General features: G+C 68.1%; 21 protein-coding genes. 16 read left to right on the top strand and 5 right to left on the bottom strand.

Features of this window, described 5'->3' with window-relative positions; all coding sequences use genetic code 11:
* The first annotated feature begins 1 nt into the window (after position 1).
* The 5 genes from uvrC to leuB all read left to right on the top strand — a co-directional run bounded on the left by uvrC (position 2) and on the right by leuB (position 5698).
* Positions 2–1921, top strand: a complete 1920-nt coding sequence (gene uvrC, locus ACFE7F_RS09960; RefSeq protein ID WP_375403703.1) for an excinuclease ABC subunit UvrC — start codon at positions 2–4, stop codon at positions 1919–1921.
* A gap of 61 nt (positions 1922–1982) precedes the next feature.
* Positions 1983–2933: a polysaccharide deacetylase gene (locus ACFE7F_RS09955; protein WP_375403702.1), complete on the top strand. Its 951-nt coding sequence runs from the start codon at positions 1983–1985 to the stop codon at positions 2931–2933.
* Positions 2930–3835, top strand: coding sequence for a GNAT family N-acetyltransferase (locus tag ACFE7F_RS09950; RefSeq protein ID WP_375403701.1), 906 nt, complete (start codon positions 2930–2932; stop codon positions 3833–3835). The genes ACFE7F_RS09955 and ACFE7F_RS09950 overlap by 4 nt, the downstream gene beginning before the upstream one ends.
* Before the next feature lie 40 nt (positions 3836–3875).
* The gene (gene recO, locus ACFE7F_RS09945) at positions 3876–4607 is read left to right on the top strand and encodes a DNA repair protein RecO (protein ID WP_375403700.1); all 732 of its coding nucleotides are present in this window, start codon (positions 3876–3878) and stop codon (positions 4605–4607) included.
* Positions 4608–4648: 41 nt separating this feature from the next.
* Positions 4649–5698 carry a 3-isopropylmalate dehydrogenase gene (gene leuB / locus ACFE7F_RS09940; RefSeq protein WP_375403699.1) on the top strand — a complete coding sequence of 350 codons (1050 nt, stop codon included), beginning with the start codon at positions 4649–4651 and terminating at the stop codon, positions 5696–5698.
* A gap of 28 nt (positions 5699–5726) precedes the next feature.
* Here the strand turns inward: leuB and ACFE7F_RS09935 are convergent, their stop codons facing one another.
* Complete coding sequence (locus tag ACFE7F_RS09935) at positions 5727–6953, bottom strand: glycosyltransferase family 39 protein (protein WP_375403698.1); 1227 nt, start codon at positions 6951–6953, stop codon at positions 5727–5729.
* Between the two features lie 84 nt (positions 6954–7037).
* On the opposite strand from ACFE7F_RS09935, the gene ACFE7F_RS09930 reads away from it, so the two are divergent.
* Genes ACFE7F_RS09930 through ACFE7F_RS09920 form a run of 3 tightly spaced genes read left to right on the top strand, consistent with a single transcriptional unit; the run spans position 7038 to position 9458 of the window.
* Positions 7038–8243, top strand: a complete 1206-nt coding sequence (locus ACFE7F_RS09930) for a trans-sulfuration enzyme family protein (RefSeq protein WP_375403697.1) — start codon at positions 7038–7040, stop codon at positions 8241–8243.
* Between the two features lie 14 nt (positions 8244–8257).
* Positions 8258–8656 (top strand): Co2+/Mg2+ efflux protein ApaG, encoded by a 399-nt coding sequence (gene apaG, locus ACFE7F_RS09925; RefSeq protein ID WP_375403717.1) that lies wholly within the window; start codon positions 8258–8260, stop codon positions 8654–8656.
* Positions 8657–8666: 10 nt separating this feature from the next.
* Positions 8667–9458 carry a LysR family transcriptional regulator gene (locus ACFE7F_RS09920; RefSeq protein WP_375403696.1) on the top strand — a complete coding sequence of 264 codons (792 nt, stop codon included), beginning with the start codon at positions 8667–8669 and terminating at the stop codon, positions 9456–9458.
* Positions 9459–9461: 3 nt separating this feature from the next.
* On the opposite strand, the gene ACFE7F_RS09915 is transcribed toward ACFE7F_RS09920, so the two are convergent.
* On the bottom strand, positions 9462–10319 hold the full coding sequence (locus ACFE7F_RS09915; RefSeq protein WP_375403695.1) for an ABC transporter permease: 858 nt from the start codon (positions 10317–10319) through the stop codon (positions 9462–9464).
* 66 nt (positions 10320–10385) lie between these two features.
* On the opposite strand from ACFE7F_RS09915, the gene ACFE7F_RS09910 reads away from it, so the two are divergent.
* Positions 10386–11132 carry a GcrA family cell cycle regulator gene (locus ACFE7F_RS09910; protein WP_375403694.1) on the top strand — a complete coding sequence of 249 codons (747 nt, stop codon included), beginning with the start codon at positions 10386–10388 and terminating at the stop codon, positions 11130–11132.
* Positions 11133–11305: 173 nt separating this feature from the next.
* Entirely contained in the window at positions 11306–13285 is a 1980-nt protein-coding gene (parE, locus tag ACFE7F_RS09905; RefSeq protein ID WP_375403693.1) for a DNA topoisomerase IV subunit B, read from the top strand.
* A 58-nt stretch (positions 13286–13343) separates the two neighbouring features.
* Here parE and ACFE7F_RS09900 read toward each other — a convergent pair whose 3' ends face one another.
* The gene (locus ACFE7F_RS09900; protein WP_375403692.1) at positions 13344–13667 is read right to left on the bottom strand and encodes a UrcA family protein; all 324 of its coding nucleotides are present in this window, start codon (positions 13665–13667) and stop codon (positions 13344–13346) included.
* A 135-nt stretch (positions 13668–13802) separates the two neighbouring features.
* Between ACFE7F_RS09900 and ACFE7F_RS09895 the strand changes: the two genes are divergently transcribed.
* The 6 genes from ACFE7F_RS09895 (at position 13803) to queE (ending at position 20024) form a co-directional block, all read left to right on the top strand.
* A complete protein-coding gene (locus tag ACFE7F_RS09895) occupies positions 13803–15374 on the top strand; it encodes a winged helix-turn-helix domain-containing protein (RefSeq protein ID WP_375403691.1) in 1572 nt (523 codons plus the stop codon).
* 82 nt (positions 15375–15456) lie between these two features.
* Complete coding sequence (locus ACFE7F_RS09890; protein ID WP_375403690.1) at positions 15457–16647, top strand: aspartate aminotransferase family protein; 1191 nt, start codon at positions 15457–15459, stop codon at positions 16645–16647.
* The gene (argF, locus tag ACFE7F_RS09885) at positions 16640–17566 is read left to right on the top strand and encodes an ornithine carbamoyltransferase (protein ID WP_375403689.1); all 927 of its coding nucleotides are present in this window, start codon (positions 16640–16642) and stop codon (positions 17564–17566) included. The genes ACFE7F_RS09890 and argF overlap by 8 nt, the downstream gene beginning before the upstream one ends.
* A 48-nt stretch (positions 17567–17614) precedes the next feature.
* Positions 17615–18526, top strand: a complete 912-nt coding sequence (locus tag ACFE7F_RS09880) for an Hsp33 family molecular chaperone HslO (protein ID WP_375403688.1) — start codon at positions 17615–17617, stop codon at positions 18524–18526.
* Positions 18527–18694: 168 nt separating this feature from the next.
* Positions 18695–19381, top strand: a complete 687-nt coding sequence (gene queC / locus ACFE7F_RS09875; RefSeq protein ID WP_375403716.1) for a 7-cyano-7-deazaguanine synthase QueC — start codon at positions 18695–18697, stop codon at positions 19379–19381.
* Between the two features lie 10 nt (positions 19382–19391).
* Positions 19392–20024 carry a 7-carboxy-7-deazaguanine synthase gene (queE, locus tag ACFE7F_RS09870; protein ID WP_375403687.1) on the top strand — a complete coding sequence of 211 codons (633 nt, stop codon included), beginning with the start codon at positions 19392–19394 and terminating at the stop codon, positions 20022–20024.
* A 4-nt stretch (positions 20025–20028) separates the two neighbouring features.
* Here queE and ACFE7F_RS09865 read toward each other — a convergent pair whose 3' ends face one another.
* Entirely contained in the window at positions 20029–20733 is a 705-nt protein-coding gene (locus tag ACFE7F_RS09865) for a hypothetical protein (protein ID WP_375403686.1), read from the bottom strand.
* 193 nt (positions 20734–20926) lie between these two features.
* Positions 20927–21287, bottom strand: a 361-nt coding sequence (locus ACFE7F_RS09860) for a hypothetical protein (protein WP_375403685.1), incomplete at its 5' end; no start/stop codon positions are given.

The raw sequence follows: 21287 nt of genomic DNA, 5'->3' as shown, positions 1-21287 counted from the left end.
CATGTCCACGCGTGCCACCGACCGCTTCAACGAAGAGAAATCAAGCTTCACCGTCCGCGGCACCGACACGCCCGATCTCGAGGTAGGCGTAGCGGCGATCCGCAACGTCCTGCAAACGCTACCGCTCCGCCCCGGCGTGTACCGGATGCAGGATGCGCGCGGCGAGGTCCTGTATGTCGGCAAGGCGCGTCAGCTGAAACAGCGCGTGGCGAACTACTGCCAGGTGACCGCGCTACCGCGCCGGCTTCAGCGCATGGTGTCGCAGACGCGCTCGATGACGATCGTCACGACCAACAACGAGGCGGAGGCGCTGCTGCTCGAGGCGCAGCTGATCAAGCGTTACCGCCCGCCCTACAACGTGCTGCTGCGCGACGATAAGTCGTTCCCATTCATCCTGCTGCGCTCCGACCACGAGTTTCCACGCGTCCAGAAGCATCGGGGGGCGCGGCGAGCGGTGGGCAACTATTACGGCCCGTTCGCGAGCGCAGGCTCGGTGACGAACACGCTCAATGCATTGCAGAAGCTGTTCCTTCTCCGCTCCTGCACCGACCCATTCTTCAATACACGCGATCGGCCGTGCCTGCTGCACCAGATCAAGCGCTGCTCCGCGCCATGCACCGGCCGCATCGACAAGGAAGGTTACGCCGAGCTTGTCGAAGACGCGCGCAGCTTCCTCGCGGGCAAATCGACGCAGGTGCAGGCCAAGCTGGGTGCGCAGATGCAGGCGGCGGCCGAGAACATGGATTTCGAGCTCGCCGCGCTGCTCCGCGACCGCCTGAAAGCGTTGACGTTCGTTCAGGGCACGCAAGCGATCAACGCGGAGGGCATGGGCGACGCCGACATCTTCGCGCTGGCGGCGCGCGAGGGGGTCACGGGCATCCAGGCTTTCTTCATCCGAGGCGGGCAGAATTGGGGCCACCGCAGCTTCTTCCCGCAGCACGCCGCAGACGTGCCCGAGGACGAGGTGTTTTCGAGCTTCCTGATGCAGTTCTATGAGGAGGTACCGCCGCCCAAGACGATCCTGCTCGACCGCGACCTGACGGAGGGCGATCTGCTCGGCGAGGCACTCGGCGAACGGGCCGGGCACAAGGTAATGCTCTGCATGCCGCAGCGCGGAGATCGGCGGCGGTTGATGGAGCAGGCGCGGCGCAACGCGACCGAGGCGCTGGAGCGGCGCGCGGCCGAGTCGACCACGCAGGCCAAGCTGCTTCGCGAGGTCGCCGACCTGTTCGACTTGCCCGAGCCTCCCGACCGTATCGAAATATACGACAACAGCCACATCCAGGGCACGAACGCGCTCGGCGCGATGGTCGTCGCTGGGCCGGAGGGGTTCCGGAAAGGCCAGTACCGCAAGTTCAACATTAAGCGGGCGGAGACCAGCCCCGGCGATGATTTCGCGATGATGCGCGAGGTGTTCGAGCGGCGTTTCGCGCGCGCGCAAGCCGAGGACCCCGATCGCGACGGCGAGTTCTGGCCCGACCTCGTGCTGATCGACGGCGGGCGCGGTCATTTGAACGCGGCCAAGGCGGTGCTGGAACAGATGGGGATCGAGGATGTCTGCCTGGTCGGCATCGCGAAGGGAGCGTTCCACGGTCGCGACGGTCGCGAGGTGTTCCACATGCTCGACGGGCGCGAGTTCCAGCTGCCGGTAAACGCGCCCGTGCTGTTCTACCTCCAGCGGCTGCGCGACGAGGTTCACCGGTTCGCGATCGGCGCGCACCGCGAAAAGCGCGCTAAGGCGATCGGGGCGAGCCCGCTCGACGAGGTGCCCGGCATCGGCCCCGCGCGCAAGAAGGCGCTGTTGATGCATTTCGGCACGGGCCGGGCGGTGCGGAACGCTAGCCTGGAGGACCTGCAGCGCGCGCCGGGCGTGTCGGAGGCGGTGGCGCGGCAGGTGTACGACTTTTACCACGCGCACTGACGGTCCCGAGCCGACGCTGGCGTGAGGGGAAGCTTAACGGTCGAGGCGATAGCGAACGCCCGTGACCCTTGCCTTTCTCACCATCGATACCGAGTTCGCCTGGCGGCATCATCAGGCCGGGTATGGTTGCGACGAAATCTATCGCCGTTCGATCGAGCCGGCGGGGGTCGGCATCGGTCATCAGCTCGCGCGCCTGGCCGAGCACCGGCTGAAGGCGTGCTTCTTCGTCGATCCGATGTCGGCGCTCACCTACGGGCTCGATCATGTCCGCCGGATCGTCGATACGGTGTCCAGCGCGGGGCAGGAAGTGCAGCTGCATCTCCATCCCAACTGGTGCGCCGCGCGGCCTGACGACCGAGGCGAGGTCAACGTGCGGCATGAACTTCGCGATTACGCCCCCTCTGAGCAGCGATCGCTGATCGCGGGAGCGGTCGAACTGCTGGTCGCGGCGGGCGCGCCGAGTCCGGTCGCGTTTCGCGCGGGCAGCTATGCGGCCGACGATTGGACGCTGGCAGCGCTCGGCGAGCTCGGGCTACGATACGATAGCAGCCACAACGGCGCGTGCCATCCTTGGCCGGGTGGGATTGGCCTCGATGCGCGACAGATCGCCCCCGTCGAGCGCGGGGTGCTCGAGGTTCCCGTCACGGTGATCGAGGACGCGCCCGGCATGCTCCGCACCGCGCAGATTTGCGCGCTGTCCGCAGGCGAAATGCGCGCGACGATTGCGCACGCCGCTATGAACCAACACGCGGCGGTGACGATCGTCGGCCACAGCTTTGAGCTCGCCAATCGCGCAGGCACGCGGCCGAATACAGTACATGTCAGACGCTTCGAGGCTTTATGCGAGACGCTGGACGAGCTCCGCGACACGGTGCCGACGACGCATTTCGGCGATCGCCCTGCGATGGAGCTCGGGCGCGACGACTTGCCGCTCGGCCCCAACCGGTTCCGGAAACGCTGGCGGCAGGCCGAACAACTCTGGTCCAATTGGGTCGAGGAACGCGCGGCGTGACGACGGCAGTGCTGCCGCTCAGGTTCCAGATTGGCGCGCGGACGCTCCTGACGATCCCGCGACGGCTGGAGCGCGTGGCCTGGTCGTTGGACGGCGTGCTCGACGACAGATCGCCGCCTGTTCCCCAGCTTGCAGCCGACGCGGACGGATATCTATTCACCTCCATCCCGGAGAAACTCGAGGCCGAGATCGACCGGACCGGGCTGACCGGGTTCGTGCGTCAACGGTACATGCGTCACTATACCGATCTGGCCGCGGGGCACGATGCATGGATGTCGGGCATGAGCGCGAACGCGCGGTCGTCGCTTAAGCGTAAGCGCAAGAAGCTGCTGCAACATCCTGAAGGCTTGGCGATCAGGAGCTTCCGTACGGCGGCCGAGCTGGCCGAGTTCCAACTGCTCGCCCGTCCCCTGGCCGCGCTGACCTATCAGGAACGGCTGCTCGGATCAGGACTGCCTGACGACGACCGTTTCAAACGGCGCACCGCGCTTCTCGCGTCCGAAGACAGCGTACGGGCGTGGCTGATGACGCTCGGCGGACGGCCGATCGCTTATCTGTGGTGCGCGGCGGAGGGCGACACGCTCCGCTACGATTATGTCGGGCACGACCCGGCGCTGTCAGAGTGGTCGCCGGGCACGGTCCTGCACGCAGCGGCGCTCGAGGAGTTGTTCGCGAAGGCGCGCTTCAAGCGCTTCGACTTCACCGAGGGCGAGGGCCAGCACAAGCGACAGTTCGCGACCGGAGGCGTCCCGTGCGTCGACCTGCTGTTGCTCCGCTCCACGATCGCCAACCGCGCGACGCTTGGTGCGTTGCGATACTTCGATGGCGGACTAGGCGTGCTCAAGCGGATCGCCGACCGGCCCGGCCTGTCCGCGCTCGCCAAACGGGTTCGGCGGGCGTGACGACGTTGCGGCGGGCGACGGAACGCGCCACCTTGGGTCGATGCACATTCGTGCCGATGCGATTATCCTGTCCACCCGCAATCACGGCGAGCACGGCGTGGTCGCGCGCGCGCTGACGCGCGAGCACGGCGTCCAGCCCGGCTATGTCCGGGGCGGGCGGTCGCGGCGGCTGCGCCCGGTGCTGCAGCCGGCGAACCTGGTACTCGGCGAGTGGCGCGCGCGGACGGGAGAGCAGCTCGCCGGGTTGACCGTCGAGTTGATCGCGAGCCGGGCCGCGCTCCACGAGGAGCCGCTCGCCGCGGCGGCGCTGCAATGGGCGACGACGCTCGCCGCCGTCGCGCTGCCGGAGGCACAGCCCTATCCGCATATCCACGACGCGCTCGGCGGAGTGCTGGGTGCGATCGAGGCGGCACGGTCGGCGCGCGGCTGGGCGGCGGCGCTGGCGCGGTACGAGCTGGTGGTGCTTGCCGAACTGGGCTTCGGGCTCGACCTCGAGCGTTGCGCCGTGACGGGCGCGGAGGAGCCGCTCGCCTATGTCAGCCCCCGCAGCGGAGCGGGCGTGTCGCAAGCGGGCGCAGTAGGTTACGAGGCGAAGCTGCTGCTACTCCCGCGCTTCCTGATGGAAGGCGGCGAGGCGGAGTGGGACGAGGTATTCGCCGCCCTGCGGCTGTCGGAGCATTTCCTGTCGCGCACGGTGCTCGTCGATCGTGCGGCCGACACGCTGGCGGCGCGGACCCGGCTCGTGGATCGATTACGGAGGGCGGTTGCATGACCGAACGGCGAGCGGCAAGGCGACCCGCGAAAGTGGGTTCGATGGCATTGAAGTCGATTGCGTTGTTCGCCGGTGATGGCATCGGCCCCGAAGTCGTCGGCGAAGCCCGGCGCGTGCTGGAGGTGCTGGATCTCGGTTTGGTGTTCGAGGAGGGGCTGGTCGGCGGCGCTGCCTACAGCAAGGCGGGCCACCCGCTGCCGCCCGAGACGCTCGCGATCGCCAAACGATCGGACGCTGTGCTGTTCGGCGCGGTCGGTGCCCCCGAATACGATGCGCTCGAGCGAGCGCTCCGGCCCGAGCAGGCGATCCTGGGATTGCGCAGGGAGTTGGGGCTATTCGCCAATATTCGCCCGGCGCGGCTCTTCGCGGGGCTGGAGGACGCCTCCGCGCTGCGGCCGGAGATCGCGCGCGGCATCGATCTGGTGATCGTGCGCGAGCTGACGGGGGACGTTTATTTCGGCGACAAGGGCCGGCGACGGACCAAGAAGGGCCTGCGCGAGGGATACGACCTGATGCGTTATGACGAGGCCGAAGTCGCGCGGATCGCGCGCGTCGGGTTCGAGACGGCGGCAAGCCGATCCGGCCAGTTATTGTCGGTCGACAAGGCCAACGTTCTCGACACGTCGCAGTTGTGGCGCGATGTCGTTAACGAGGTCGCGCGCGATTATCCGGCGGTCAAGCTCCAGCACATGTATGTCGACAATTGCGCGATGCAGCTCGTGCGCGCGCCTGGGCAGTTCGATACGATCGTCACGGGCAATCTGTTCGGCGACATCCTGTCCGATCAGGCGGCGATGTGCGTGGGATCGATCGGGATGCTGCCCTCGGCCGCGCTCGGCGAGACGGGGATGGGGCTGTACGAGCCGATCCACGGGTCCGCGCCCGACATAGCGGGGCGGGGCCGCGCCAATCCGTGCGCGGCGATCCTGTCGGCGGCGATGATGCTGCGCCATTCGCTGCGCCTGCCCGAGGCCGCCGACCGCATCGAGCGGGCGGTCGGCGCGGCGATCGCGGGCGGCGCGCGGACGCCCGATCTGGGCGGCGACTGCTCGACGGGAGCGATGGGCGATGCGGTGCTTGCCGCCCTATGAGGCGCGCTTCGTGGGCGGGCGGGCGGTGCTAGACCCAGCCGTCGAACCAGGTCCAGCGGCGGAACGAGTCCGCGGCGGCGAGCGGCATTGCGGCCATGATCGGGTAGAAATATGCAAAAGTACCGCCCGCGACGATCAACAGCGTCTCGTCCCAATCCTTGAGCCGTCCGTGGGCAAAGCGGTGGCACGCGGCGGCGATGGCGACCGAAAGCCAGATGCTCGGCAGATAGTAATAGTAGAAGAAGCCCAGTGACTTGGGGATGATCGCCCATACCGCGTAGGAACCGAACCACAACGCGGTTACGCCGCCGAGGTGCGGGTAGCGCTCGCGGATGAACGTCCGGCCGCATGCGGCGAGCGCGACCAACCCGCCCCACATCACCGCCGGGTTGCCGACCATCAGTACCCCGCGCTGCGCGCCGTCGGCAGGCTCGTACAAGTACCAGATCGGACGAAGCAGCAACGGCCAGCTCCACCAGTCGGATTGGTAGGTATGCGCGCCAAGCACCTGCGTCTGCTGCACATACATTGCCGACTGGAAGGGGAGCAGCGTCGATAGGGTCAGCGGTCGGTCGGCGTAGAAGAACGCGGGCGCGAAGGTCAGAAGGTAGGCCGTCGCGCTCGCCAGGCAGAGGATCGCGAGCGCGGGGATGAGGCTCAGGCCCGGCCACCGATCGGGCCGTCGCCATTTGAGCAACAGGAAGGCCGCCCCGGCATAGGCGACATACGGCGCGGCCGCCCATTTCACCCCTATCGCCAAACCCAGCATCACGCTCCCGGTCGTCCACCAGACGATCGCTCGTTCCCGCATCCCCCACAGCATCGCGGCGACCGCGCCGACGACCAGCGCCGCCATGAAGCCGTCGAGCATGCCGATCCGCGCCTGCACGAACACCGTGCCGTTCACGATCGTCAGCACGGCCCCGGTCGCGGCGGTGCGGACACTGCCGAACAGCCGCCACAGGATCCCGTACACGCCCAGCACCGTCGCAGTGCCCGCCACCGTCGATAATGCACGCCAGCCGATCGCGTTATCGCCGAACAGCGCGATGCCCGCCGCGATGAGGGTTTTGCCCAGCAGCGGATGCTCGGTGTTGAGCGGGTGAGACAACGCCATTATCGCGCGGGCGGCGGGCACGTAATGCACCTCGTCGAACATCAGGGTCGACGGCGTCCCCAGCCGTATCGTGAACAACGCCTGCGCGACGAGCCCGATCAGCACGGCGGCGGGCAGGGGACGGGTTATCGCGCGCATGACACGCCTCTCTTCCCCAGGCGCGCGGCTCCCGCAAGGCTATGGGCTTGCTCCCCGCCCCTTGCCCCTGCAAAGGCCGTCGCCATGAAGCGTACAACCGGTCAGGACCGCGCGATCACCGCCCGGTGGCGTCCCGCGACGCGCGCCATCCGCGGCGGCACCGCGCGCACCGAATATGGCGAGACGTCGGAGGCGTTGTTCCTGACGTCGGGCTACAGCTACGACCGCGCCTCCGATGCCGCTGCGCGCTTCGCGGGCGAGCAGGCGGGCATGACCTACTCCCGCCTCCAGAACCCGACCGTCGAAATGCTCGAACAACGGATCGCGTTGATGGAGGGCGCGGAGGCGTGCCGGACGATGGCGACCGGCATGGCCGCGATGACCGCGGCGCTGCTGTGCCAGCTGAGCGCGGGCGATCATCTGGTCGGCGGGCGCGCGGCATTCGGTTCGTGCCGGTGGCTGACCGATACGCTGCTACCCAAGTTTGGGATCGAAACGACGATCGTGGATGCGCGCGATCCGCAGCAGTTCGCCGACGCGATCCGGCCCAATACCAAGGTGTTCTTCTTCGAAACCCCTGCGAACCCCACCATGGATGTCGTTGATCTGCGGGCGGTTTGCGATCTGGCGCGCGCGCACGGGATCGTGTCGGTCGTCGACAACGCCTTCGCAACGCCCGCGCTGCAGCGGCCGATGGAATGGGGGGCGGACGTGACCGCCTACTCCGCGACCAAGATGATGGACGGGCAGGGCCGCGTGCTGGCGGGCGCGGTGTGCGGGACCGACGATTTCATCACGAACACGCTGCTGCCGTTCACGCGCAATACCGGGCCGACACTATCGCCGTTCAACGCGTGGGTGGTGTTGAAGGGGCTGGAGACGCTCGATCTGCGCATCCGGCGACAGTCGGAGAACGCGATGGCTGTCGGGCGCTTCCTGGAGGGGCGGGTGCCCCGGATGCTGCATCCGGGACTGCCGAGCCACCCTCAGCACAATCTCGCTATGTCTCAGATGGATGCGTGCGGACCCATCTTCGCCTTCGAGGTCGCGGACCGCAGCCAAGCGCATGCGCTGCTCGACGGCATGCAGCTGATCGATATCTCGAACAATATCGGCGACTCGCGGTCGCTGATGACGCACCCCGCTTCGACCACGCACGCCAGCGTCTCGGCGGAGAAGCGCGCGGAGATGGGCGTGACCGAGGGCCTGCTCCGCCTCAATGTCGGGCTGGAAGATCCCGCCGACCTGATCGAGGACCTTGATCAGGCGCTGGCGGGAGCGGGCCTATGAACACGCTCGGAGGCATGAAGGCGTTCTTTCCGCATGCGACGACGACGCGGGGCGTGACGGTACGCGTATCGGTCAGCTACCTGCCCGACCAGTCGGAGCCCGAGCGCGGGCGCTGGTTCTGGGCGTACCATATCCGCATCGAGAATGACGGCGATGAGGTCGTTCAGCTCCTGACGCGTTACTGGATCATCACGGACGGGCGCGGCGCGCGACATACGGTCGAGGGCGAGGGCGTAGTGGGCGAGCAGCCGCTCATCGAACCGGGATCGAGTTACGACTATGTCTCGGGATGCCCGCTCGCGACGCCGACGGGGACGATGGAGGGCAGCTACCATGTGATCGCGGGCGACGGCGACCTCTTCGACGTCGCGATCCCGCGTTTCGCGCTGACCGCTCCGGCGACCGCTCGTTGAGAGCGGAGCGTTGAAGCGGACCCACCTGCCGCTGAACGGCCTGCGCGTCCTCGACGCGGCGGCGCGGCACCTGTCCTTCACGCGCGCCGCCGACGAGCTGGCGGTGACGCCGGCCGCGGTCGGTCAACAGGTGCGCGCGCTCGAGGATACACTGGGCGTGGTCCTTTTCCGCCGCACCGCGCGCGGGCTGGAGCTGACCGCGGAGGGTGAGGCCGGGCTGGCGGCGCTCCGCGGCGGGTTCCTGCAATTCGAGGAAGCGGTGCGCGCGATGCAGGCGGGCCAATCGTCCAAGGCGCTGACGATCGCCGCGCCGCGCGACCTGACGGCCAAATGGCTCCTCCCACGCCTTGCGCAAATTGCGGCGGCCGACGGCGAGATGCGCTTCGCCGTCATGGCCTCGGATGAGGCGGTCGACTTCACCGAGGCCAACCTCGATCTTGCGCTGCGTTGGGGCGAGGGGCCGGGGAACCTGGAAGGCGAGGCGCTCGAGTCGGATGGGTTCGTCACGGTCGGGCGGCCGAGCGGAGGCGCGGCGTTGCGGATCGGTTGGCCCGGCTGCCCGGGCGACGACGCGGCCACGCCGATCGCGGTTGCCGACGCCGGCTTGGCGATCGACGCGGCGGCGGCGGGTCTTGGCCGCGCCGAGGTGCCGGAGCTGCTCGCGCGCGGGGACATCGCCGCCGGTCATGTCGAGGTCATCGGCGAGCCTACGGCGTCGCGGCTAGGCTATTGGATCGTCGCGCCGCTGCCGCAATGGCGGCAGAGGAAGGTGCAGGCGCTGGTCGACGCGCTGACTGCCTGACGCCTAGTTCTTCAGCTTCCAGCCGCGTTTGAGCAGCAGGTAGCAGAGCAGGCCGAGCGCTACGTCGATCGCCAGGATAACCGCGCCGCCGAGCAGCACCGGCGAGTCGGCGATCCCGAGGAAACCATACCGAAAGCCGGAGATGATGTAGAAGAACGGGTTGGCGTGGCTGATCGCGCGGAACGTCGGGGCGAGCAGGTCGACCGAATAGAAGGTGCCCGACAGCAGCGCGAGCGGGGCGACGACGAAGTTCTGGACCGCTGCGGCGTGGTCGAACTTCTCCGCCCAAATCGAGGTCAGAACGCCAACAAGCGCGAGGAACACCGATCCGAGCAGCCCGAACCATAGCGCCACGAACGGATGCGCGGGCGTGACGTTCACGCCCGGCCACAGCGCCATCGCCAGCCACACCGCCCCGCCGACGCAAAAGGCGCGCGTGACCGCGCCGCCGACCATCGCCGCCAGCAGCTCGGCGGTGGATAGCGGGGGCATCAGGTAATCGACGATCGTGCCCTGGATCTTGCCGACGAGCAGCGAGAAGCTGGCGTTGGCGAAGGCGTTGGTGATCATCCCCATGACGATCAGCCCGGGCGCGATGAAGTCGGCGAACGGCACGGCCCGTCCGTCGAGCGTCACCGCGTGCCTCGCGCCGAGCGCCACGGTGAAGATCACGAGGTACAGCAGCGTGGTGATCGCGGGTGCCCACACGGTCTGCAGCTGGACCTTGAAGAAACGGCGCACTTCCTTCACATAGAGCGTCTTGAGACCACCCCAATTGACGCCGCGGATCACCGGCACCCCCGGGGCGCTACGCACCGTCGATCGGGCCGGAGGCGCGTCGGTCAGGGGGCGGCTGCTCATGCGGGGCGGCGTAACCGCTGCCGCTTTGGGCCGCAACCGCCGACTACGGAACTGGAAAGTACTGACATGAGCTGGACCGACGAGCGTATCGAGACGCTGAAGGCGATGTGGGAAGCCGGGCAGACCGCGAGCCAGATCGCCGAGGCGCTGGGCGGGGTCAGCCGCAACGCGGTGATCGGCAAGGCGCACCGGCTGGAGCTGCAGGCGCGGCCCTCGCCCGTCAGGCCGAACGAGCCGGCGGCGGCCGAGCCCGCGGCGGCGGCGGTCAGGGAGGCCGAGCGGGAGATCGTCGAGGCCGAGCCGGAGGTCGTGGTTGAGCCGGTGGGCGAAGCAACGCCCGAGCCTGAGCCGGTGGTGGGACTCATCGTTCCGGTCGAGATCGAGCCGGAGCCGGAGCCGGAACTGACGGTGCTCGACGAGGACGCTGACCAGGATGACGAGCCTGATGCGGCACCCGCCATCGCAGCCGCTCCGCAACCGGTGCTGCGGTCGGTCGGACCCGGCGGCTTCCTGCGGCAGACGCCCGGCGAGCAGCAGGCGCCGCTGACGCCCGCACCGCCGCGCCGGCTCGTCCCCGCCAAGCCCTCGCCCGAGATCGCGGGCAAGACGGGTCTGCTCGATCTCAGCGACCGCGTGTGCAAATGGCCGCTGGGCCATCCGGGTGAGGCCGATTTCCATTTTTGCGGTGACAAGGTGAATCCGGGCTTTCCCTACTGCGTCGCGCATTGCGGGCACGCGTATCAGGCGCAGCTGCCCAGGCGCGATCGGCGTCCCGGACCGCCGTTGCCGTTCGGCGGACCGCGAGCGCGCTGACCGGCGCAGCCGGCGCGCGCACGCAGTCCGCCCGGCCGGCGCGGCTACAGCCGCGTCCGACGTCACGGGCTTTGCCCGTGACCGGTCTGAGAGTTCATCTTGCTGAATACAGGACAGAGCTCGCGGCTGCCCCGCTTGGCAGCGCGCCGCATACCTCCTAACAAGTTCCCGATATGTCCTCCGACCTCTTCTCCACCGCGAGCCGGCCCGCCGAGGGGTACGACGCGTCCTCGATCGAAGTGCTGGAGGGGCTGGAGCCGGTGCGCCGCCGTCCGGGCATGTATGTGGGCGGCACCGACGAGCGAGCGCTCCACCACCTCGCGGCCGAGGTGCTCGACAATGCGATGGACGAGGCGGTCGCGGGTCACGCCACCCGAATCGAGGTCACGCTAGAACCCGGCGACCGGTTGACGATCGTCGATAATGGCCGCGGCATCCCGGTCGATCCGCACCCCAAATTCCCGGGTAAGTCGGCGCTGGAGGTGATCCTGTCGACGTTGCATTCGGGGGGTAAGTTCGCAGGAAAAGCCTACGCCACGAGCGGCGGCCTGCACGGCGTCGGCGTCAGCGTCGTCAACGCTCTATCTTCCGATACCGTCGTCGAGGTCGCGCGCGAGCGGAAGCTGTACCGGCAATGCTTCGCACGCGGTCAGACGCTTGGGCCTCTCGAACAGCTGGGGGCCGCGCCCAACCGGCGGGGTACGTCGGTCGCGTTCACGCCCGACACCGAGATCTTCGGCCCCGATCTCCATTTCAAGCCCGCACGGCTCCACCGGCTTGCCCGCTCCAAGGCCTATCTGTTCGCGGGTGTCGAGATACGCTGGCGGTGCGCGCCCGAACTCATCGCCGACGACACCCCCGCCGAGGCGGTGTTCCAGTTTCCCGGCGGGCTGGCGGATCATCTACGCGAGCAGGTCGGTGGCCGCGAGGGCGCGACGGCCGAGTTCTTCGCGGGATCACAGGATTTCCCGGGCGACCAGGGCCGCGTCGAATGGGCCGTCGCCTGGCCGCTCTGGAGCGACGGCTCGTACAGCTGGTACTGCAACACGATCCCGACCCCCGACGGCGGTACGCACGAGCAGGGCCTGCGTCAGGCGCTGGTCCGTTCGCTGCGCCAATTCGGCGAGTTGGTGAAGGACAAACGCGTTCGCGACCTGACCGCTGACGACGTCGTGACCGGGTCCGAGCTGATGCTCTCCGTCTTCATCCGCGAGCCGCAGTTTCAGTCGCAGACCAAGGACCGGCTGACCTCGCCCGAAGCGGCCGGGCTTGTCGAAAAAGCGATGCGCGATCACTTCGACCACTGGCTAGGTGCCAGCATGGACCGTGGCCGCGCGCTGCTGGGGTATGTGCTCGAGCGGATGGACGACCGCCTGCGCCGCAAGCAGGAACGCGAGGTCAAGCGCAAGACGGCGACCTCGGCGCGCAAGCTACGGCTGCCGGGCAAGCTGACCGACTGTTCGGCCGACAATCCGGCGGGGACCGAGCTGTTTATCGTCGAGGGCGACTCGGCGGGCGGATCGGCCAAGCAGGCGCGCGACCGTAAGACGCAGGCGATCCTGCCGATCCGAGGCAAGATCCTGAACGTCGCATCGGCGACCAGCGCCAAGATCCTGGCGAACCAGGAGATCGCCGACCTAATCCAGGCGCTGGGCTGCGGCACCCGCAAGGACTGCGACGCGAGCCTGCTGCGGTACGAGCGGGTCGTCATCATGACCGACGCCGATGTCGACGGCGCGCACATCGCGACTCTGCTGATGACGTTCTTCTTCCAGGAGATGCCCGACCTCGTGCGGCGTGGCCACCTGCATCTGGCGCAGCCGCCGCTCTACCGCCTGACCGTCGGGGCCAAGTCGCTCTACGCCCGCGACGACGCGCACCGCGCCGACATCGAGCGCACGGCGTTCCGGGGCAAGAAGGTGGAGGTCTCGCGATTCAAGGGCCTGGGCGAGATGAACCCCATGCAGCTTCGCGAGACCACGATGGACCCGACCACGCGCGGCATGATCCGCATCACGCTGCCGCAGGAATATGAGGAGCGGGTCGGCGTGAAGGATCTGGTCGACCGCCTGATGGGCAACAATCCCGCCCACCGCTTCGCTTTCATCCAGGAAAACGCCGCGCGCGTGGAGGACGAGGCGCTGGACGCGTGACGGGCGCGTCGCACCTGCCTGGGCGGGCGTGACGCGCCGATCTTTCGCGGTTGAGCGTTCAGCGGCCCGCCAAGCGTTCCCCTTCGCGCTCGCCCAGCGCTCGTGCCAGCATCTGGTTGCGCGAACCGGCGGCCGTGATCCGGACGGTGTCGGCCTCGCATTCCCCACGATCGTTCGTCCGCACGTTGCGGCACAGCTTGCGCGCGGCCTTGTCCACACGCGCCAGAAAGGCGGCGCGACCTCCGGCGCTGTTCATGTCGAGGTCCGCATAGTATATGTGGATCTGGCGGTCGCCGACCGGCCAAGCCCCCGATCGGGCTGAAGCGGGCGCGGCGGCGAGTGCCAAAAGACTGACGGTCAGGGCGGCAAAGAGCTTGGTCATGACGGTGATCCTCGGTGGGTGCACGATCGGGGCGGGTTCGCTCCGACGCTTCCCCGTGTCGCGCTTCCGGCGCTCGGAGGGCAGGATGAGCGACCGATGGCTTGCCGATAATCGGCTGATTTCAGGCCGATCGCGGTGATCACCGCCGACCGGCTCGCGCGGATCGACCTGGCGCATACTCCCGGGTTCCGGCTTGCCCGCCTGACGGTTACGCCCGCCCTGCGACAGGTCGTGCGCGACGACGGCGCGAGCGAGGTGGTCGAGCCGCGCGTTATGCAGGTGCTCGTTGCGCTGGTCGAGGCCGACGGCGCGATCGTGTCGCGCGACGATCTGACCCAATGCTGCTGGGAGGGGCGCGTGGTCGGCGACGACGCAATCAACCGCGTGATCTCGCGCCTGCGCCGGCTCGCCGAAGGGCTGGGCGAGGCGAGCTTCCGGATCGAGACGGTGACCAAGGTCGGGTACAGGCTGGTCGCCGACGGACAGGCCGAACCCACACCGCTCGTCGACCAGCCCCTCGAGCGTACGCCCGTCGTCCCGCGACCGACGCGAAGAGTGCTGCTCGGCGGTATGGGTGCCCTTGCGGCGACCGTCGGCGTGGGCGGCTGGGCGCTGCTCCGCGACCGCGACGACCGACCGGCGAGCTCGCCCGAGGTCGAACAACTCATGCAGCAAGGGATGATGGCGTTCCGGCAGGTCACGAGCGATGGCTCCGCCCAGGCTGTGGCGCTGTTCGAGCGTGCGACGGTGCTGGAGCCCGGCAACGCCGATGCCTGGGGCCTATTGGCGGTGCTGTACGGGCTTGAGTCGCATGCCCGCAACCCGAGCATGGCGGCGGGACTGCGCGACCGGTCGCGGTCCGCCGCCGCGCGCGCGCTCGCGCTCGATCCGACCAATGGCTATGCGCGGCAGTCCCGGACGACGCTGTTTCCGCTTATCGGTGCTTGGCGCGAGAGGGAACGGATCGCTCGAGAGGTGCTCCGTGACGGACCGACGAACGACTCGATGATGGTCGGGCTGGCGCTCGTACTGGGTTCGGTCGGGCGAATGGGCGAGTCCGCCATATTGTTGGACGAAGCAACCGCCATCGCGCCGCCCGGGCCCGGCCCGCGCCATTTGCACGCGATGGCGTTGTGGGGAGCGAACCGCGTGGTCGAGGCCGATCGCGCCTTCGCCGAGGCGTTTCAGCTGTTCCCGCGTCACTTCGCCGTCTGGTACTCGCGGTTCTACTATCTGATGTACACGGGCCGCGCCACCGAGGCGGTCGCCATGGGTGCGGACCGTGAGAGCTGGCCACCGGGCATGGATCCTGTCCAAACCCAATGGATCGTAGAGGTGGCACGCGCGATCGAGACGCGCGCGCCGACGGCGATCGAACGCGCGGTGGAGACGAGTCTGCCATGGGCGCGAAAGGGCGTGGGCTATGCGGAGAACGTGATCCAGTTCGTGTCCGCGCTGGGCCGCCTCGACGAGGCGTTCGCCATCGTCGAAGCTCTCTTTTTCGGCCGCGGCTTCGTGGTTCCCGATATCCGCTTCGTGGGAGGTCAGGGCACATACACCAGAGTGGACGACCGCAGGACCAACATCCTGTTCATGCCGCCCGCTACCGCGATGCGTAGCGATCCGCGATTTCGTCGGATCACCGACGAGCTTGGCCTGGAACGCTATTGGCGGGAAAGCGGGACCCGGCCCGACTACCGCGCCTAGGTTGACGCGTTCCGGCGCAGGCCGGTATCAGGCGTAGCGGGCGGCTCGACGGGTCGCCTTTCGCTTTTCAGGAGTACGCCCCGTGGCCATCACCGCCCTCATGCCCGTCTATCCGCGTTGCGGGGTGCGGCCGGTGCGAGGCGAGGGCTGTTATCTCTATGGGGAGGACGGGCGCAAGTTCCTCGATTTCGCCAGCGGCATCGCGGTGAACGCGCTCGGGCACGGGCACCCCAAGCTGGTGGGCGCGATCGCGAGCCAAGCAGCGACGCTGATGCACGTGTCGAACCTGTACGGCTCGCCGCAGGGCGAGGCGCTCGCGCGACGGCTGGTCGAGAACACTTTCGCTGACACTGTGTTCTTCACCAACTCGGGCGCGGAGGCCGTCGAATGCGCGATCAAGACCGCGCGTCGCTATCACTTCGCGAACGGCCATCCCGAGCGGCATGAGCTGATCACGTTCGACATGGCGTTCCACGGCCGCACCATCGGCGCGATCTCCGCGACCAACCAGGACAAGCTCAGGAACGGATTCGAGCCGCTGTTGCCCGGTTTCGCCTACGCCCCGTTCGACGATCTCGACGCCGCGCTGGCACTGATCGGCCCGCGCACCGCCGGGTTTCTCGTCGAGCCGATCCAAGGCGAGGGCGGGGTGCGGCCCGCGTCCGAAACGTTCCTCAAGGGCTTGCGCGCCGCTTGCGACGAGCACGGGCTGCTGCTGGTGCTGGACGAGGTCCAGTGCGGTTACGGGCGCACCGGCCGCTTCTTCGCGCATGAACTGTACGGCGTCACGCCCGACATCATGGCGGCGGCCAAGGGCATCGGCGGCGGCTTCCCGCTAGGCGCGTGCCTCGCGACCGAGGAGGCGGCCAAGGGCATGATCGCGGGCACCCACGGCTCCACCTACGGCGGCAATCCGCTGGCGATGGCCGCGGGCGAGGCGGTACTCGACGTGATCCTGGAGCCCGGTTTCCTGGAGCATGTGGGCGACATGGGGCGTCGCCTGCGCTCCTCGCTCGAACAGATGATCCCGAATTATGACGGCCTGTTCGATCACGTGCGCGGCCACGGGCTGATGCTCGGCCTGAAGCTCAAGAGCGACTGCCGCGCCTTTGTGGCGCACGTCCGAGACCATCACGACCTGCTGCTCGTCGCGGCGGGCGAGAATGTCGTGCGAGTGCTGCCGCCGTTGATCGTCGACGAGAGCCACATCGCCGAGTGCGTGGAAAAGCTGAGCGAAGCCGCTCGTGTGTACGTGCCGGCGACCGATGACTGAGTTCCGCAGCTTCTTGTCCCTGTCCGACGCGGGCGAGGATGGGCTTGCCGCGATCCTCGCCGACGCCGGAGCCCGCAAGGGGGCGCGGGCGGGATGGCCCAAGGGGCGGGTCGATGCCGACGCGCCGCTCCGGGACTGTGTGCTGGCGATGGTGTTCGAGAAGAACTCGACTCGCACCCGCGTATCGTTCGATGTCGGTATGCGCCAATTGGGCGGCCAGACGATCGTGATGGAGGCGGGGCAGATGCAGCTCGGCCGCGGCGAGCCGGTGTCGGACACCGCGCGCGTGCTGTCCGGATATGTCGATGCGATCATGCTACGCACCGACGACCACGCCAAGCTGGAGAATCTGGCGGCGCACGCGTCGGTGCCGGTGATCAACGGGCTGACCGACCGGTCGCACCCGTGCCAGATCGTCGCCGACCTGCTGACGATCCAGGAAACCGGCCGCGCGCTGCCGGGCCTGAAGGTCGCGTGGCTCGGCGACGGCAACAACGTGCTCGCGTCGCTGATCGAGGCGGCGGCACTGCTGCGCTTCGACGTGATCGCCGCGTGTCCGCAAGGGTTCCAGCCCGACGAGGCGGTCGTCACGGAGGGGCGAGGCCGCGCGCGCGTGGTCGCCTCCCCGCACGAGGCGGTGGAGGGCGCGGACCTGATCGTCACCGACAGCTGGATCTCGATGGGCCAGGCGCATGCCGACACCAAACTCGCGGCGATGTTGCCGTATCAGGTCACGGCCGACCTGATGGCCCGCGCCAAGCCCGATGCGTCCTTCCTCCACTGCTTGCCCGCGCACCGGGGCGAGGAGGTCGCGACCGACGTGATCGATGGGCCCCGCTCGCTGGTCTGGGCGGAGGCGGAGAACCGGCTCCACGCGCAGAAATCGATCCTGCGCTGGTGTTTCGGGCAGATCGGCTGAACCGGGCGCGTCGTTGATACCGGGGCTCTATTTCTTATCTTTTCGACGATGCACGACCTTCTTACCCAAGACCTCGACCGCGCGCTTGGCTTCGCGATCCCGTCGCGCAGCGCGCGCGGGCGGATGGTGCGGCTCGGCCGCGTGCTCGACACCGTGCTCGCCGCGCACGCTTATCCACCCGCGATCGAGACGCTGCTCGCCGAGGCGTTGACGCTGGCTGCGCTGATCGGCTCGACGCTCAAGGATGCGACCGGTCAGCTCACCATGCAGGCGCAGAACAAGGGCGGCATCGTCGAACTGCTGGTGTGCGACTACCAGGGCGGCGAGCTTCGCGGCTACGTGCAGTATGACGCCGACCGGCTGGCGACGCTGCCTGCCGAGCCGACGCTCTCCGAACTGTTTGGCCAAGGCTACCTTGCGATCACCTTCGACTTGGCGGTGACGAAGGAGCGTTATCAGGGCATCGTCCCGCTGGACGGCGAGACGCTGTCGGCCGCCGCCGAGAATTACTTCGTTCAGTCGGAGCAGATACCCAGCCTGGTGCGCGTCGCCATCCGCAAGCGCGCCGATGGCCGGACGGTGACGGGCGGGCTGTTCCTGCAGCATCTGCCGGAGGGCGAGGACGGGCGCGAGCGTCTCCACACCCGCCTCGATCATCCCGAATGGGAGCATGTCGCGGCGCTGGGCGGCACGATGGGCGCCGACGAGCTCGCCGAGCCGGCGCTGCCGCTCGAGACGCTCGTCTGGCGGCTGTTCAACGAGGAACCGGAAGTGCGCGTTCTGGCCTCCACCCCGCTGGCGCAAGGGTGTCGTTGCACGCCCGAGCATATCGCAGGCGTCCTTGCCAAGTTCCCGGTCGGGGAACAGCGCGAGATGGCGGACGCCGACGGCGTAATCACCGTCGACTGTAAATTCTGCGCGCGCGACTTCCCCGTCCGGGTCGGGGCCGAGCAGGTTTGACAGAACGCGTTTACCGGATGGCAACCGATCGAGTCGCATGGCCCGTGGGTGCCCGTTCGGCACGTTTCTCCCTTGTCGGCGATATCGCCGCCCTCGGCCGCCCTTCGGGGCGGCCGCTTCTTCGCCCGGTTGCGTGCCCGCGCCGCGCAGCCTAGCGCCCCGAACATCATGAACACGCAGCAATTGGCGGTTGCCCTCGTCTCGGGCGGTCTCGACTCGATGGTGGCGGCCGCGCTCGTGCGCGAGCGGGGGTACCGCCTGCTCGCGCTGTCGGTCGACTACAACCAGCGCCACCGGATCGAGCTCGCCGCAGCCGAACGCGTCGCTGCCGCGCTCGGCGCGGAGCGGCACGTCGTGCTCCCGCTCGACCTGTCGCGCTTCGGCGGATCGGCGCTGACCGGTGTCACGCCCGTTCCCAAGGACGGAGTGGGCAGGGGCATTCCCGTCACCTACGTGCCCGCGCGAAACACCATCTTTCTGTCGCTGGCGCTCGGATGGGCGGAGGCGGCGGGCGCGCGCGATCTGGTGATCGGCGTCAACGCGCTCGATTATTCGGGCTATCCCGATTGCCGGCCCGAGTTCGTCGCCGCCTTCGAAGGGTTGGCCGAGCTCGCGACGAAAGCAGGTGTCGAGGGCGCAGCCTTCCACGTCCATGCACCGCTCCAGCACCTGACCAAGGCCGACATCGTCCGCGAAGGCGCACGGCTTGGACTTGAGATGGGGCTGAGCTGGTCGTGCTACGATCCCACCCCCGATGAGCTGCATTGCGGCCTCTGCGACTCGTGCCGCCTGCGCGCGAAGGGCTTCGGGGAGGCGGGCGTGCCCGATCCGACGCGCTACGCCGCGCAGCCATGAGCGTCCCGGGATGAGCTACGCAGTCAAGGAGATGTTCCTGACGCTCCAAGGTGAGGGCGTGAATGCGGGCTCACGCGCGGTGTTCGTGCGCTTCGCGGGCTGCAACCTATGGTCCGGCCGCGAGCGGGACCGCGCCGCGGCCGTTTGCCGGTTCTGCGACACCGACTTCGTCGGCATCGACGGCGTGGGCGGCGGGCGCTTCGCGGACGCCGACGCGCTCGCCGCCTCGGTCGCGGATCACTGGGGCGATGGCCGCGACGGCCGCTTTGTGGTGCTTACCGGCGGCGAGCCGATGCTCCAGATCGACGACGCCGTGGTCGACACGCTTCATGCAGCGGGTTTCCGCATCGCGGTCGAGAGCAACGGCACGCTCCCCGCGCACCCGCGCATCGACTGGGTGTGCATCAGCCCCAAGGCGGGAAGCGTGGTCGTCCAGCGGCGGGGCGACGAGCTGAAGCTCGTCTGGCCTCAAGCCGGCATGGATCCGGTCGCGCTCGAAGAATGGAACTTCGCCCACTGCCTGATCCAACCGCTCGACGACGCGAACGCCGCCGCCAATCAGGCGGCGGCGATCGCGCTCGTCATGGCGCGTCCGCGCTGGCGGCTGAGCCTGCAGACGCACAAGCTGCTGGGGCTGCGCTAGCCGGTCACCGCGACGCGATTCCGACCGCCTGCGTGGCGGGCCAGGTCGCGGGGCCGCACTTCTTGGCCTGCCACTCGCCCTTCCTGTTCCAGCATGCCGCGTCCATGCGCGGATGCAGGGCGGCGATATCGCGCCAATCGTTGCGCGGGAACCGCTGCTCGCCGAACGGCACCAGGCTGTTACGTACCTCCTGCATCCGCGCTTCGGCGAGTTCGTGGAAGTGGCCGCGCGGTGTGAAGTTCGCATCCGCGCCGATCGTGTTCGCGGTCTGGCAAAAGCCGCGCTGAGCGCCGACAGTCGCATAACTTGAATAGATCCGCGTCCCGAACTGGTCGAGCGCGGTCTGGCCCGCCTTCTTGGTCTTGCCCGTCCGCACGAAATATTTCGTCAGGACATCGAATGAGTCCTTCAGTTCGTCGCGGTGGTCGACCAGCAGCGCGTTGTAGTTGCGCACGGTATTCAGGGTCGGCTCGAACTGGCATTGCAGCGCGGCCACGTTCAGCCCGGCGCGCATCGTCCAGACCAGTCCGGCGCGCAGCTCGTCCGGCGTGGCTTCGGGCAGGGGCGAGCCGATGATGCCCGGCTCGTCGCCCTTTACCGGCTGTCCGGCCAGCGGCTTGGATTGGAGGAAGAACTGGGCCGACGCCGGGGTCGCGCCGAGCGCGCACATCCCCAACGCCGCGCCTGCGGCCACACGCAACACCCTCATCACACCCTCCAGGTCGGTAAGACCCGGATTCTAGGGGATTGCACGCTCACGCCCAAACGCTTTTTAACCATTTCATCGCGTTAGCGCCGGACCGGATCGAGCGTACGTCACGACGACCGAGCGGACATGAGAAAGGGGCCGCCCGGCATCCCGGACGGCCCCTTGTCAGACGGGTCGCGAACGACCCGCGCGATCACATCGCGTTGGTGGTCGTCGTCGTGGTGGTGGTGCTGTTCGACATTCCGGTGTCGTTGCCCATCATCATCGAATCGTTCGACATCATCATCGAGTCGTTGGCCATCATGCCACCGTTCATGGCGCCATCGACGGCGGTCATGTTGTCGGTCATGGTATCCATGCCCTCGGTCGCGTTCAGGTCGGTGACCATCGTGTTCTCGGTCGCCGTCTCGTTGTTGCCGCCGCAAGCCGACACCAGCAGCGCCGCGCCGGCGATCATGGAACCGGTCAGAACCTTGGAGATGAGTGCACGCATTAGTAAAGCTCCCTTGTGATAATGATCTGGACGGCACCACAAGGTTGCTATCACCCAAATC

The sequence above is a fragment of the uncultured Sphingomonas sp. genome (assembly GCF_964235535.1).
Classification (GTDB): Bacteria; Pseudomonadota; Alphaproteobacteria; order Sphingomonadales; family Sphingomonadaceae; genus Sphingomonas.
This window is presented reverse-complemented; position numbering and strand designations above follow the sequence as displayed.

What these genes read in the sequence shown, in the direction of transcription:
- uvrC (WP_375403703.1), top strand. Translation starts at nt 2, where the DNA reads ATGTCCACGCGTGCCACCGACCGCTTCAACGAAGAGAAATCAAGCTTC.
- recO (WP_375403700.1), top strand. Translation starts at nt 3,876, where the DNA reads ATGCACATTCGTGCCGATGCGATTATCCTGTCCACCCGCAATCACGGC.
- leuB (WP_375403699.1), top strand. Translation starts at nt 4,649, where the DNA reads ATGGCATTGAAGTCGATTGCGTTGTTCGCCGGTGATGGCATCGGCCCC.
- ACFE7F_RS09935 (WP_375403698.1), bottom strand. Translation starts at nt 6,953, where the DNA reads ATGCGCGCGATAACCCGTCCCCTGCCCGCCGCCGTGCTGATCGGGCTC.
- ACFE7F_RS09930 (WP_375403697.1), top strand. Translation starts at nt 7,038, where the DNA reads ATGAAGCGTACAACCGGTCAGGACCGCGCGATCACCGCCCGGTGGCGT.
- apaG (WP_375403717.1), top strand. Translation starts at nt 8,258, where the DNA reads ATGAAGGCGTTCTTTCCGCATGCGACGACGACGCGGGGCGTGACGGTA.
- ACFE7F_RS09915 (WP_375403695.1), bottom strand. Translation starts at nt 10,319, where the DNA reads ATGAGCAGCCGCCCCCTGACCGACGCGCCTCCGGCCCGATCGACGGTG.
- ACFE7F_RS09910 (WP_375403694.1), top strand. Translation starts at nt 10,386, where the DNA reads ATGAGCTGGACCGACGAGCGTATCGAGACGCTGAAGGCGATGTGGGAA.
- parE (WP_375403693.1), top strand. Translation starts at nt 11,306, where the DNA reads ATGTCCTCCGACCTCTTCTCCACCGCGAGCCGGCCCGCCGAGGGGTAC.
- ACFE7F_RS09900 (WP_375403692.1), bottom strand. Translation starts at nt 13,667, where the DNA reads ATGACCAAGCTCTTTGCCGCCCTGACCGTCAGTCTTTTGGCACTCGCC.
- argF (WP_375403689.1), top strand. Translation starts at nt 16,640, where the DNA reads ATGACTGAGTTCCGCAGCTTCTTGTCCCTGTCCGACGCGGGCGAGGAT.
- ACFE7F_RS09880 (WP_375403688.1), top strand. Translation starts at nt 17,615, where the DNA reads ATGCACGACCTTCTTACCCAAGACCTCGACCGCGCGCTTGGCTTCGCG.
- queC (WP_375403716.1), top strand. Translation starts at nt 18,695, where the DNA reads ATGAACACGCAGCAATTGGCGGTTGCCCTCGTCTCGGGCGGTCTCGAC.
- queE (WP_375403687.1), top strand. Translation starts at nt 19,392, where the DNA reads ATGAGCTACGCAGTCAAGGAGATGTTCCTGACGCTCCAAGGTGAGGGC.
- ACFE7F_RS09865 (WP_375403686.1), bottom strand. Translation starts at nt 20,733, where the DNA reads ATGAGGGTGTTGCGTGTGGCCGCAGGCGCGGCGTTGGGGATGTGCGCG.